General features: G+C 43.5%; 10 protein-coding genes. 5 read left to right on the forward strand and 5 right to left on the reverse strand.

Features of this window, described 5'->3' with window-relative positions; all coding sequences use genetic code 11:
- Positions 1-102: 102 nt before the first annotated feature.
- On the reverse strand, positions 103-1476 hold the full coding sequence (gene radA / locus M1L62_RS28540; protein WP_254563054.1) for a DNA repair protein RadA: 1374 nt from the start codon (positions 1474-1476) through the stop codon (positions 103-105).
- A 168-nt stretch (positions 1477-1644) separates the two neighbouring features.
- Between radA and M1L62_RS28545 the strand changes: the two genes are divergently transcribed.
- Positions 1645-2358 carry a porin family protein gene (locus M1L62_RS28545; RefSeq protein ID WP_254563055.1) on the forward strand — a complete coding sequence of 238 codons (714 nt, stop codon included), beginning with the start codon at positions 1645-1647 and terminating at the stop codon, positions 2356-2358.
- 115 nt (positions 2359-2473) lie between these two features.
- Here M1L62_RS28545 and M1L62_RS28550 read toward each other — a convergent pair whose 3' ends face one another.
- On the reverse strand, positions 2474-2788 hold the full coding sequence (locus tag M1L62_RS28550; RefSeq protein WP_254563056.1) for a LytR/AlgR family response regulator transcription factor: 315 nt from the start codon (positions 2786-2788) through the stop codon (positions 2474-2476).
- Positions 2789-3272: 484 nt separating this feature from the next.
- On the opposite strand from M1L62_RS28550, the gene pheS reads away from it, so the two are divergent.
- A complete protein-coding gene (gene pheS / locus M1L62_RS28555; RefSeq protein WP_256527792.1) occupies positions 3273-4313 on the forward strand; it encodes a phenylalanine--tRNA ligase subunit alpha in 1041 nt (346 codons plus the stop codon).
- A 73-nt stretch (positions 4314-4386) separates the two neighbouring features.
- On the opposite strand, the gene M1L62_RS28560 is transcribed toward pheS, so the two are convergent.
- Complete coding sequence (locus M1L62_RS28560) at positions 4387-5118, reverse strand: esterase family protein (protein ID WP_254563057.1); 732 nt, start codon at positions 5116-5118, stop codon at positions 4387-4389.
- 143 nt (positions 5119-5261) lie between these two features.
- A complete protein-coding gene (locus M1L62_RS28565; RefSeq protein WP_254563058.1) occupies positions 5262-6692 on the reverse strand; it encodes a circularly permuted type 2 ATP-grasp protein in 1431 nt (476 codons plus the stop codon).
- A gap of 355 nt (positions 6693-7047) precedes the next feature.
- Here M1L62_RS28565 and M1L62_RS28570 point away from each other — a divergent pair, with 355 nt between their 5' ends.
- The 3 genes from M1L62_RS28570 to M1L62_RS28580 all read left to right on the forward strand — a co-directional run bounded on the left by M1L62_RS28570 (position 7048) and on the right by M1L62_RS28580 (position 11702).
- Positions 7048-8595: a DUF5723 family protein gene (locus M1L62_RS28570; RefSeq protein ID WP_254563059.1), complete on the forward strand. Its 1548-nt coding sequence runs from the start codon at positions 7048-7050 to the stop codon at positions 8593-8595.
- A gap of 73 nt (positions 8596-8668) precedes the next feature.
- On the forward strand, positions 8669-9064 hold the full coding sequence (gene msrB, locus M1L62_RS28575; RefSeq protein ID WP_254563060.1) for a peptide-methionine (R)-S-oxide reductase MsrB: 396 nt from the start codon (positions 8669-8671) through the stop codon (positions 9062-9064).
- A gap of 82 nt (positions 9065-9146) precedes the next feature.
- Positions 9147-11702 carry a penicillin-binding protein 1A gene (locus tag M1L62_RS28580; protein ID WP_254563061.1) on the forward strand — a complete coding sequence of 852 codons (2556 nt, stop codon included), beginning with the start codon at positions 9147-9149 and terminating at the stop codon, positions 11700-11702.
- Positions 11703-12390: 688 nt separating this feature from the next.
- Here M1L62_RS28580 and M1L62_RS28585 read toward each other — a convergent pair.
- Positions 12391-14160 (reverse strand): ABC transporter ATP-binding protein, encoded by a 1770-nt coding sequence (locus M1L62_RS28585; RefSeq protein WP_254563062.1) that lies wholly within the window; start codon positions 14158-14160, stop codon positions 12391-12393.
- Positions 14161-14228 lie beyond the last annotated feature (68 nt).

Here is a 14228-nt window from a genome sequence, read left to right on the forward strand (position 1 = left end):
AAACTTTCCAGCAAATTGTAAATACCATATTTCCGCAGGAAATTCCTGTTTATAGAAAACGGTATTCTTGTCCACAACACAGGAACGTCGTGCAAATCTCCCTCACTTATTCAAAAACAACTCCATAAAAAGCTGATCCAAATGCGCGACCATTACCACTTCTATCTTCGCGTCTTTAAAATCCAGACCTTTTCCGTTATATTTTGATATATAAATCTTCTTAAAACCTAATTTTGCTGCTTCTGAAATTCTGCTTTCGATGCGATTTACGGCACGTACCTCACCGCCAAGCCCGACTTCTGCTGCGAAGCATACCGACGGTGGAATAAACGAATCTTCGTAAGAAGAGACAATCGAAGCTACTACGGACAGGTCAATAGCCGGGTCTTCAACACGTAATCCGCCTGCAACATTTAAAAATACATCCTGAACGCCCAATCTGAAACCTCCGCGTTTTTCCAGAACTGCCAACAGCATTTGTAATCTTTTTGCATCAAAACCAGTCCCGCTCCTTTGCGGGGTTCCGTAAGTCGAAACACTGACAAGCGACTGAATTTCAATCAAAAGCGGACGATTCCCTTCCATCATAGAGCCAATGGAAATCCCGCTGATCGGTTCATCACGCTGAGAAATAAGTATTTCCGACGGATTACTAACCTGGCGTAAACCGGCCGCATGCATTTCGTAAATACCTAGTTCAGAAGTACTTCCAAATCGATTTTTCACTGTTCTTAGAATCCGGTATGTAGTATGGCGGTCTCCTTCAAACTGCAAAACCGTATCGACCATATGCTCCAATACCTTTGGTCCCGCCAACGAGCCATCCTTGGTAATATGCCCGATCAGGAACACCGGAACACCGGTTTCCTTGGCATATTTCATAAATTCAGCGGTACATTCTCGCACCTGCGAAACACTCCCGGCTCCCGATTCAATGTATGCCGACTGCATGGTCTGGATCGAATCTATGATCAGGATTTCAGGCTGAAAATCTTCAATCTGTCTAAAAATATTGGTCGTATGGGTTTCCGTGAGGATAAAACAGTTATCACTTTTGGACGACATCCGCTCGGCCCGCATCTTAATCTGCTGTTCCGATTCTTCCCCGGAGACATACAAAACCTTCTTTTTGGTAAGTGTCAGTGCAATTTCCAGCATCAGCGTCGACTTTCCGATCCCCGGCTCCCCTCCGATCAGCACCAGCGATCCCTGCACAATTCCCCCTCCCAAAACACGGTTCAACTCCCCGTCATCGGTAATGATCCGCGGTTCATTGGCGTATTCGATCTCCGCAATTGCTTTCGGTTTGCTGGCAAGGTTAATGGCCTTCCAGGAAACTGTCGTCTTTTTATCCTCTTTCTCAATCACTTCCTGCACCATCGTATTCCACTCGCCGCAAGAAGGACATCTTCCCACCCATTTGGGTGAATTGTATCCGCACTCCTGACAAAAATATGCTGTTTTGGCTTTGGCCATAAGGGTTTTCTCTTAGTTTGTTGTCGTATAAGGTGTTATGATATCGTCTCTTAATTTTTGCCAAATATGCAAACCTTTTTCACGTTAAATCAAAAAACAGTAGGTTTACGTACCGTTTTTTATTTCCACACGTTATCAATCGGATTTAGTCATCAACAATTTTTCCGTATGAACGTATTCAAGACAACAATTTTTGCAGGCCTTTTATTCCTGACCACGGCAATTTCTGCCCAGGCTCAGTCGAAAGGTTTCGCTTTTGGGTTAAAGGGCGGTGTCAATTTATCCCGCCTGACAATGGGTAATGTATTGACAACCCGGTACGACGACAACGGAAATGCCTATCTAAAATATGACGGTTCCGAAGTCAGGGATAATCTTAAACAAAGTTTTGACACAAAAACCGGCTGGGTTGGAGGTGCATGGATGAGGTTTGGGCGCACGATATTTGTGCAGCCAGAGGTTTTGGTTTCTACAAAAGGAGGATCTTTTAACATCATCCCCGATGGATCTACCACTGCGCAAAGCGTAAAAATCAAGTACAGTAATATCGACGTGCCATTGCTGATCGGATTGAAGGGCGGGCCGATCCGGATTTTGGCCGGGCCATTATTCTCGTTTCGCGTCGGAGATAACCAGAAACTCAGCGATGCTTTCAAGCAGTATTCCTCAAACAGGGATAACTCGCTATCAAATGCCGTGGTGGGTTATCAATTTGGCGCCGGGCTGGATCTTGGAAGTTTTAGTCTCGATGTCCGCAAGGAAGGTACTTTTACTGATTTGGCCACTTTTAAGTTAAATGGCAAACCCATTGAAGGAAGCAGTGCAACGGTACGCCAGAAAATAACTTCATGGCAGGTAACGCTGGGACTTAAACTTTTCTAATTGGCCGGTATACAACAAAACATGCAGCCGTCGATCTGGCGATGGCTGCTGTCCTTATGAATAACCCACTAATTTTTACCTAGTAAATATTTTTATCGATAGAATGCGCGTTTCGTTAGGCACTGATACGACGGTTCGTATGATCAAGAATGCCGGTTATTTCTTTGATTTTTCTACGGGATACAATCACCTCTTTGCCGCAGGCCATTTTTAACATACGATCATCTTCCATACGTTCTACTACGTAGTCTGAATTAACCAGGTACGATTTGTGAACTCTGATAAAATTGTTTGCCAAAAGCTCTGCAAGAGATTTCAGTGTTTTGGAAACCAGATATCTTTTACCTGCATTGGTATAAATAAAGGTATAGTTTCCTTCTCCCTCCAAAAATGTAATAATGTCAGGAGTAAGAAATATCGTTCTGCCCATAGACTGAACTGAAATGTGAACTGTTCTGTCAGCTGATGAATTGTCTGACAATGTTTGGTGAGTAAAGCTTCCTAAGGTTTTCATAATGCTTTGGGGCTGGTTTTTCTGACGTTGTTTTATGATTCAAATGTAGAAGGAATATTCATGTAAATAAAGTACCCACAATTAGGTATTTTTCAGTAATTATCTGATTTAAAGAAACTTAAATGAATACGTAGAAGTGAAATGACGTAACTGACCTTATCAAAACACGTAATTTTACCTAGTGCCCAAAACGGTCAAAACGGGCTCTTTTTGAGGTTAAATTTTAGAGTCTTAAAAAATCTCCTCTCAGGCCGCGTAACTTTATCTATCTTTGCAGCAGTTTTTACACCGATATCGCCTCTTCGATAGCTGGTTTAGAAGAAATAGAAATTACTGGAACACGGCAGTTGGCAGCCAGAAATCTGGATCCGATTACGGTTCTTTACAACCAATAAAATTTATGATTACTGATCGGGTAAAGGAATTACTCCAAGAAATTGAAATAAGCCAGGTTGACAATAAAGAACAACTTGAAGCATTTCGTCTACGCTACATTAGCAAGAAAGGTGTTGTGACCGAATTATTTGACGGGCTTAAAAATATTCCTCAGGAAGATCGCCGTGCTGTTGGACAGGAATTAAATACATTAAAAAACCTTGCACAGTCGCGTTTTCAGGATTTCACTACAAAACTTGAAGATGTCGCAGATAATAACGAAGGTAGTCAGATTGACCTGACTTTGCCGGTCGCTCCTAATCTTCAGGGTAGTATCCATCCGCTGACAATTGTTCGTCGCAGAATTATCGAGGTTTTCGAACGTATGGGATTCAATGTTTCTTACGGACCGGAAATCGAGACGGACTGGTACAATTTCGGTGCACTTAATTTCGCAGATAACCACCCGGCACGTGAAATGCAGGATACTTTCTTTATTTCAAAAGGTGAAGGCGCTGTAAAAGATGATGTGCTGCTGAGAACGCATACTTCCAATGTTCAGGTACGTCTGATGGAAAGGCAAAAACCGCCGATCCGTTCGATCATGCCCGGGCGTGTATTCCGTAATGAAGCGATTTCGGCACGTGCGCACTGTGTATTCCATCAGGTAGAAGGCCTTTATGTAGACCGCAACGTTAGCTTCAAGGATTTAAAGGATACACTTCTTCACTTTGCCAAAGAAATGTTTGGTAAAGATTCGAAGATCCGACTGCGTCCTTCTTATTTCCCTTTCACAGAACCAAGTGCAGAAATCGATGTGAGCTGTTTTATCTGTAAAGGAAAAGGCTGTAATATTTGCAAACATACCGGTTGGGTAGAAATTGCAGGTTCAGGAATGGTGGATCCGGCTGTTTTGGAAAATGCTGGTATCGACAGCGAAGAATTTACCGGTTTCGCATTTGGAATGGGTATCGAACGTATTACAATGCTACGTTACGGAATCAGCGATTTAAGGTTATTTACAGAAAATGATGTGAGGTTCCTCAGACAATTCGAAGGCGCCTGATCAACATTTAATTCATATAAAAATCCGGTTTTCCAGCTGAAATCAATTTTCAGAATGGAAACCGGATTTTCTCTTAAAATCTTGTTTCGAGGTAATAAGGCAACATTCTCTTCCAGGCCCACCAGTCATGGGGTATATCTTCCCCCCAGATATCCAGTTCGTGGGGTACATTTTTAGCATTTAAAATATCAGATATCTGCCGGGAACACGCCGGATGTTCATGAGCTCCCGAACCTGTAACAAAGTGAATATGCCTGCTTTCCCGATAAAGCGACAACTGCCACTCGGCTTTTAGTTGAGACAGATATTGAACTGGCGAATTAAAGTAGACATTGTCATCATAATAACCATCCGTATAAGCGCTCAGATCATAACACCCGCTCATGGCAATCACGCCGTGGATAAAATCAGGATAACGGAAAAATAAATTTGCCGCATGAAAAGCGCCAAGAGAGGCCCCACCCGTTATAATCTGATTTCTCTGACTGGTTGTATCTTTTATAAAAGGAATCACTTCGCGGATTACATAATCGTTAAAATGCTGGTGGCGCACCGCTTTGTCATACCCATGCATATGCGGGTTGAGCCAGCTTTCCCCGTTGATGCTGTTGATGCAATAAACCTTGACCTTTCCCGAATTGATGTAAGGGGCTATGCTTTCGATAAGTCCGTTTTGCTCATATTCGAGGTAATCCGATGCCGCCGTGGGAATTAATAACAAAGCAAATCCATAATGGCCATAAACCGCTATGTCCATCTGTTTATTAAGCGACGGGCTGTACCAGCTGGCTACTTCACGTTGCATCTCGTTTTGATTTAAGTTGATAAAGTTTCAGACAACGTTTGCTGTCTTTAAAACCAACATTAAAAAATTGATGCCAGTGCCCTGAAATCCTGCACTGGCATCAATTTTTTCAAAACGACTCACAAAAAACTTCGGATCGGTACTTAATAAAGCACCCAGGTATCTTTCCCTCCGCCTCCCTGCGACGAATTCACAACGAGAGAACCCTTCCGCAGTGCAACGCGGGTAAGTCCGCCCGGAATCACATTAATTTCGTCACCATACAAGATATATGGACGAAGGTCAACGTGGCGTCCTTCTGCATGTCCATCCACCATGCAAGGTACTCTTGATAGCGAAATGGTTGGCTGCGCTACATAGTTACGCGGATTGTCCCTTATTTTTTGTCTAAAAATCTCATGTTCTTCCGGCGTGGCTTTCGGCCCGATCATCATTCCATATCCACCGGCCTCATTAGCCTCTTTCACTACCAGATCATGGATGTTCTCCAAAACATATTCAAAATCTTCCGGTTCGCGGCAGATGTATGTTTTTACATTCGGGATGATCGCTTCTTCCTTAAGATAATACTCTATGATACGCGGTACATACGCGTAAACCACTTTATCATCCGCCACGCCCGTTCCCGGCGCATTGGCCAAAGCAACCCGTCCTTTTTTATACACTTCAAAAATACCCGGAATCCCAATGAGTGAATCCAGATTAAAAGCTTCCGGATCCAGAAATGTGTCGTCAATACGGCGGTAAATCACATCGACGATCTGAAGGCCGCTTGTGGTACGCATCTTCACATAACCGTCTGAAACAACAAGATCGCGGGCATCCACAAGCTCAACCCCCATTTGCTGTGCCAGATAAGAATGCTCAAAATACGCGGAGTTGTAAATTCCAGGCGTCAGCACAGCTACCGTCGGATTTGGCCTGTCCGCCAAATGCTGAAGCATTTGCAAAAGCCTGGTCGGATAATCCGAAACCGGCCGCACACCGGTGCGCGCCAGCACATCCGGGAAAATCTGCTTGGATAGCTCACGGTTTTCAATCATGTAGGAAACCCCCGACGGGCAACGGAGATTGTCTTCCAAAACCATGAAACTACCGTCGTCTCCTTTAATTAAATCGGTTCCGGTGATATGGCACCAAATGCCTTTCGGCGGATTGAGACCAATACAAGGTTTAAGAAAACACTTGCTGGATTCAATCAGATCTCTTGGTACAACACCGTCATTTAATATATTCTGCTCGTTATACACGTCATGGATAAACATGTTGAGCGCTTTGATACGTTGTTTAAGCCCTTTTTCAAGCCATTCCCATTCTGCATTTGGAAGTACGCGCGGTATGATATCTATCGGCATAATCCGTTCTGTACCTTCCCCTTCCGAATACACATTGAAAGTTATCCCCATCGAAAGCAAAGCCCGTTCTGTTGCAAGCTGTCTGTTGGTAAGATCCTCGTTGGTTAAATTTTCAAATTTATTTTTTAGATGTTCATATCCCGGACGGATTTGTCCATCGGGCGTAAACATCTCATCGAAGAAATCCTCGCTTTGATAATCAGAGAATGAAAAATTCATACAATACAAAATTTGAATAAGTATACTTCTACTATTTACAGAACAATATATGGTATATGTTTCTCTTTGCAAAACATTTATACAATAGAGCAGTATAAAAAGTCAATTAATTTATTAAAAAGCGCGGCGACATTTGACATCAATTATTTAGCAGTTAAATGCTTATAAAAAAGAATAATGCAATTTCCCGCTGAATAAGATTTCCGGTTTATGCAATATATTCATAAAAAAAGGCCACAAGCATTTCCGGACGGTTATTATTTTCCCCTTAAATAAACAAACGTTGGATGTCAGTCCGCTTCATGTTTAATTTGTACCGGGAATAATGAAAGTGAAGGTTTACCGTTTTAACCACATGTCTAAAAATTGGTTGCTTGTTGGAGGGATATTACTTGGAATAACGAATACTGTCTTGGCGCAACATCTTCAGGGAATTGCGATGGGCAACTATTCCGGGACACAAGCCTTATATCATAATCCCGCGTTTGTTGCTGACTCCCGTTACAGTGTATATGTTAACCTCGTCGGTTCACAGCTTTACACTGCAAACAGCGGCGTCAGGTACAACGCCCCTTATTCGTTTTTGGGGCTGATCACCAATCAGGTCTCTTCTGAATACCGGAATGATAAAGGAGCCGTTTTGTTTCCGCGTGCTTACCTGAAAGAAAGGCTGAACGGCAGGGACAAATGGCTGAATGCAGGCGGAGATACCCGGTTGCCATCCATCATGTTCGGGCTTTTTAAAAACAAAATAGGTGTCGGTTTTTCAACGCGTGCCCGTTATTATGTAAATGCATCGGGCATTACAGAACCACTTTCCCGGCTGATCAGCAAAACGACCAGGCTTGAAGAATTGCAGGGCCAGCATTTTGATAACCAGTCCGGACGCCTTCATGTAAATGCACTGGGGGAACTGGCGATGACGGTCGGTGGCGTAGTGATGGATAACGAAACCGACTTCCTGAAAGTGGGTGTCACTATTAAAAGGCTGATTGGCCTTTACAACGCACATGTGGAAATCAATAATTCCTCATACTCGATACAGCCTGATCCTGCCTGGCAAAACAGGCGCCATATGATCGTAGGTGACCAGATCGATGTAAAATATGGAATAACGCGAGACGAAGCTTTTCAAAATATTAAACCGAACGTTTCGTGGCTATTAGGTAATGCACCTGCCGGTAGTGGCTGGGGGTTTGACCTTGGCGCGGTTTACGAATATCGTCCTGATGTCCATAAATACTCCTACACCGAAAAAGGTGTAAGGTTAAAAGACGCCAGCAAAAACAAATATCTCTATCGGGTGGCGGTTTCGTTAACCGATGTCGGACGGGTTCATTTCAAAAATCCGACATACCTGCTGCAACAGGAAGTGGTTACCTCCAATAAAATATTACGGTACGATGATTTCCAAAAGCTGAAAGGATCAGAAGGGGCTTTTGATGCAGTCAACAAGGCTTTCGGTGTTTCGGGATCTCAGGCCGCACATTTCTACTCCGTATTGCCGATGGCTTTCCAGGCAAGTGTCGACTACAATGTGCGCCCCAAAGTTTATGTAAATGCTTTATGGGTGCAAAATCTCATTCCACAGAGTGCCTTTGGAATGAAAAGCGAATCCATGCTGTCGGTAACGCCGCGGTATGAGCATAAATGGTATGAAGTTTCTGTACCGGTTTCGATCATGAACCGGTACAGTTCGCCGGCCATAGGGCTTGCCGGACGTGCAGGACCGTTCTGGATTGGAACTGATCATATCACCGGTTTATTGAACATCGGGAATCCGAAATCTTTCAATTTGTATTTTGGTATATCAGCCGGCTTGTTCCGCAAACCGCCGGATATCGGTAATAAATGCTGGCCACCGGAAAATTCCTGGTTAAGGCGAATTTTCAGCAGACGCTGATCGTTCTTAGTAGTGAATACACCACAATTTTGGTAATTAGCATAACGAACAACATCAACTTCAAACCAATAGGATGAGAGAGATAGAAAAAACAGAGGAGGAATGGCAAAAAGAGCTGACCGGAATGCAGTGTTTTATCTTGCGTGAAAAAGGAACAGAACGACCGTATTCGAGCCCTTTGAACGACAACAAAGATGAAGGCATTTATGTATGCGCAGCCTGTGATACGCCTTTGTTCAGCTCTGAAACCAAATATGATTCCGGATCAGGATGGCCAAGTTTTTATACGCCAATCGGGGAGCAAAGTGTGGAAGAGATTGTTGACAAAGCCCATGGTATGATCCGCACAGAAGTCGTATGCCGGAAATGCGGAGGCCATTTGGGACACGTTTTCAACGATGGACCCAAACCAACAGGATTGCGTTACTGCATGAATGGCCTGGCATTAAAATTTAACAAAACGGCGTAGTATGAGCTGATCGAAAAGCCGGACATACAGAGATATGTCCGGCTTTTCTTATCTTTGACACCCTTATGAACCTTAACGTTTGATGGAAGTTATCAAAACCTTCTACAATAAATTAAAAGCATTGTTTCAATTCATTGGAACACAGCTTAAAACAATCATCAGCAGCTCCGTTTACAAACTTTGCGCCTTCTTTGTCGGCAAAGCGAAAACGGATGCCTATATCGCTGCAATCCACGAAAAACGAGCTGCTTACAACGCATGGTGGGACCGAAAACTTGATAAAAACTCCGCTTTTTATAAGCCGGTAGTCTTCACCTGGAAATTATTTTTATACGGATTTATAGGAGCGTTTTTCTACATTTTCTGCGTGGAAACTAATTTTCTCTGGCTGATGGGCAGCATGCCAAGTGTGGAAGATCTTCAAAACCCGAAAGTTTCTCAGTCGTCTGAAATTTATACTTCCGACGGTGTCATGATCGGTAAGTTTTATACCGAAAACAGGACGCCGGTTCCCTACGAAAAAATTTCCCCCAACCTCGTCAAAGCACTTATTGCCACGGAAGATATTCGTTTTTATGAACACTCCGGGATCGACTACCGCGCTATGGCCGGTGTTGCTGTTGGAATTGTAAGTGGTGAAACGGACCGCGGAGGGGGAAGTACCGTAACGCAGCAGCTGGCAAAAAAACTTTTTAAAACAAGAAAGAGAGACGCACGTGGCCTATTGGGGTATGTTCCCGGCGTTAGCACGCTGATCTATAAAACCAAGGAATGGTTAACGGCGATTAAGCTGGAAAGGAATTTCACGAAACAGGAAATTCTGACGATGTACTTCAATACAGTGGACTACGGTAACAATACTTACGGAATTAACACCGCTGCCAAATCGTATTTCAGCAAAACACCGGACAGTCTGAACGTGCAGGAAGCAGCGGTACTGGTCGGTTTGCAAAAAGCGACCACGACCTATAACCCGGTACGAAACATCAAACGTTCGCTGGAACGCAGAAACGTAGTGATCGGGCAAATGCAGAAATACGGTTATCTTTCAGCAAAACAGGCAGACTCCATCAGCGCATTACCGATTGAACTGAAAACGAAATTTGAAACGCCTTACGATGGCAATGCCAATTATTTCAAAAATGCAGTAGTTGATTTTGTAAAAAAATGGGGTGATGAAAATGGGTATGACCTTTATACGGATGGTTTGAAAATTTACACCACCATCGATTCCCGTATGCAGGAAAAAGCGGAAGAAGCCATGACCCAGCGCATGAAGCAGCTCCAACGCGTTTTTGAAGACCATTGGGGTAAACAAAATCCGTGGATCGATGAGAACGGTGACGAGATTCCTAATTTCCTGGAGACGGTTATCAAACGTACCAGCAGATACAAGTCGCTGATTGCCAAATTCCCAAACAGCCCTGACAGCGTGTCCTATTATCTTACCAAGAAGGACAGCATGACCGTTTACGACTGGAAAACCAGCGGCGAGATAACGAAATACTGGAGTTCGATGGACTCGCTTGATTATTATAAACGCATTTTGCGTGCGGGGATGATGGCCATGGATCCTCATAACGGGCAGATTAAAGCCTGGGTTGGTGGTCTGGACTATAATTATTTTAAATATGATCACGTAAAACAGGGCCGACGTCAGCCGGGATCAACATTCAAACCTTTTGTTTATACCACAGCGATCGACGATTCCACGTACAACATGACGCCTTGCGACCAGATCGAGGATAAGCCTTTTGAGAAGACCTACATGGAAGATGGCGTGGAAAAAGAGTGGAAACCAAAAAATGCCACGGGGTATTTCACGTATTCAAACATGACCCTTCGCCGCGCGCTGGCTCAATCGGTGAATTCGGTTACGGCACAGCTGACCGAAGATGTCGGTGCTGCCGATGTTGTTCGTTACGCCAAAAAAATGGGTATTACGACGCCTTTGAAGGCGGTTCCGTCCATAGGCCTTGGACCTTTTGACGTAACCCTTTATGATATGGTGGCAGCGTACAGCGTTTTTGTCAACAATGGACAATACACAGAACCCATTTTGGTAACAAAAATTGAAGACCAAAAAGGTAAAATCATTCAGGAATTTGCACCGGAACCACGACAGGCTATCAGTCCTGAATCTGCATTCCTGATGGTTCACATGCTAAAAGGCGGCGTGGAAGAGCCAGGTGGAACATCCGGAAGTATCCGTTGGAGATTCGATGTGGCTAAAAATAATAACGAGATTGGCGGTAAAACAGGAACCACATCCAACAATTCGGATGGATGGTTCATGTGTATCACACGCGACCTCGTCATTGGTGCCTGGGTTGGCGGTGACGACAGAAGTATTCACTTCCGGACAACCAATCTCGGGGAAGGGGCCAAGACAGCCCTCCCTATCGTCGGCAGTTTCCTTGAAAAAATCTATCGTGATAAATCCATAGGTATAGAGCCCGGACCTTTCCCGAAACCAAGTTTCAAGATCAGCAAAGAATATAATTGCCCAACCTATTACCAGCCAAGTCAGAGCGATTCGCTTGACGTAGGCAGTGATAGTTCCGGCACCAAAAACGCTGATGACGACTTTTTGATAGGTCCCCCGCCGATTCCGCTGGATACCGGAAAAAGGAATTAGTAAGTTATAAAAATGTAAAGGCGCGGAGAAATTGATCTCTGCGCCTTTGCTTTTAATCCAATTCTATTTTTCTGCTTCCTCTCCTCCCTTTTTTGTCGCCCGATAAGCCCGCCAAGTCTGGACTGAAAAACTAAGTACAAGAATAGCATTCAAAAAAACTTTTCCTGTAAAGAAATCAGCCCAGGAAGAATAATGTATATCCTTGCGTAGATAGTATATTAAAATTCCGGCTTCTAACAGGAATAAGACAGAGAAAAAGAATAGTCGTGTGTAAGGATTTTTAAGTTCCATGGTTGTTGTCTGATAACAAGTGTGTGAGAGGCAATATTTATCTCGGTATCCGAGAGCGTTTGTAACCTGTCCACAATGTTATGCCAAAACACAATGTCATACAGACATAGAAGAATAGTGGTCCCGTAAAGAAAACCCTCAATGATATATGAAAATCCTCATAAGCCACGATAGCTATTGCACGCGCAACCGTAAATAAAAACAGGCTCAAAATAACAGTTAAACGAATTGGATATTTTTCCATGATTTTACGTTTGATTTGGAATGATCTCCAAACACGTCAAGCCCGGAAATCCGCCTCAATTTTACAGAATAAATGATCTGCAACCAAAGCTTATTCCAAATCCGATTAAAAAAGTCAGTGTCGTTAACACCGGGCCTTATAAAAGAGAATCCCCTACCCAATCTTCAAAACCTCTTTATACTGCATCCGGTACAAATTGGCGTAGAAACCTTCTTTTTCAAGTAGTTGTTCGTGGTTTCCTTCTTCCATAATTTCTCCTTTGTCAACCACGATAATCTTGTTGGCTTCCTGGATTGTCGATAAACGGTGCGCAATTACGATCGCGGTTCTGCCCTTCATCAGCTTTTCAATCGCTTTCTGGATGAGTTCTTCTGTTTCGCTGTCAACAGACGAAGTGGCTTCGTCGAGCACGATTATTTTTGGATTATGAACCATCGCCCTTACAAACGAAATCAGCTGACGCTGGCCTACGGACAAAGTCGCGCCACGCTCCATTACATTGTAGGTATATCCCCCCGGAAGTCTTTCTATAAAGTCATGAACACCAACCAGTTTGGCCGCTTCTACGATCTTGTCATGTGTTATCGTATCATCACCCAAGCGAATATTGTTTTCAATCGTATCAGAAAACAGGAAGACATCCTGTAAAACCACACCGATATTTCTCCTCAGCGCCGTAAGTTCATACTCGTGAACCTCTCTTCCGTCAATAAATATTTTCCCTTTGTTGATGTCGTAAAAACGGCTTAACAGATTTATAATCGATGACTTACCAGCTCCGGTAGCACCGACAAAAGCAATGGTTTCGCCCTCATTCACCTTGAAATTAATGTTTTTCAAAACATAATCTTCATCGTTGTAAGCAAACCATACGTCTTTAAATTCTACTTCTCCACCAATTTTCTCGGGCACATAAGTTCCGTCATTGGATGTAAATTCGTCACTGTCAAGCAGCGTCAATATCCGGTCGGTGCTGACAATACCCATCTGCAAGGTGTTGAAACGATCGGCCAGCTGGCGTATCGGCCTGAAAAACAAGTTGATAAACATTACAAATGCCGTCACCGTACCAAAGGTTACTTCGGCATTTAAAATCTGTTTTGAACCATACCAGACCACCAAACCGGTACCCGCCGCAGAGATGACGTCCGCCACCGGAAAGTATATCGAATAGTACAAAATCGACCTGATATTGGCATCCCGGTGTACCTTGTTTATTTCTTCAAACTTCTTGTATTCAATATCTTCACTGCTGAAAATCTGCACGATGCTCATACCCGTGATATGCTCCTGAACAAAAGAATTCAGGTTGGAAACGGCGGCACGGACTTCGTTGAAAGCATCCTTGATTTTCTCTTTAAAAACATAGGTACAAAACAGCATCAACGGAATCATGGAAAGGCTGATGATTGACAATTTCCAATCCGTATAAAACATCACGCCAATGATCAAAACGAGTTGAAGAATATCACCGGCAATGGCCGCCATACCGTCACTAAACACATTCGACAGCGTTTCTACGTCGGAAATCGTCCGGGTAACCAAACGGCCAATCGGCGTATTATCGAAGAATTTCAGCCGTAAACCGATAATCTTTTCATAAAGCTGCACCCTGATATCACGAATGATGTATTGTCCGAGCCACCCGGCCATGTAGGTATTCCAGAACTGCACAAATCCCTGAACAATCAACACCACGACCATAACAACCAGCATTAAAGCCAGCTGGTTATAATTCCCCTCCGCGATAGGTTTGTCAATCGTATATTTAATCAAAAGTGGTGTCAAAGGTGCCAGCACAGCATTGATCATGATGATAGCGATCAACAAATAAAACTGCTTCTGGTAAGGCCTAACGAACGTATATAAACGTTTAAGGGTGGGAAGATCAAATATCTGGCCGCTTTTGGTTTCCTGATTCACAGACTGGTGGTTGTTTGTTCTGGTTTTCTTGCTGTTTTAAACTGAGCCCTGCAAGCATGCTTATTAAA

This window comes from Dyadobacter diqingensis, assembly GCF_024220585.1.
GTDB classification, from domain to species: domain Bacteria; phylum Bacteroidota; class Bacteroidia; order Cytophagales; family Spirosomataceae; genus Dyadobacter; species Dyadobacter diqingensis.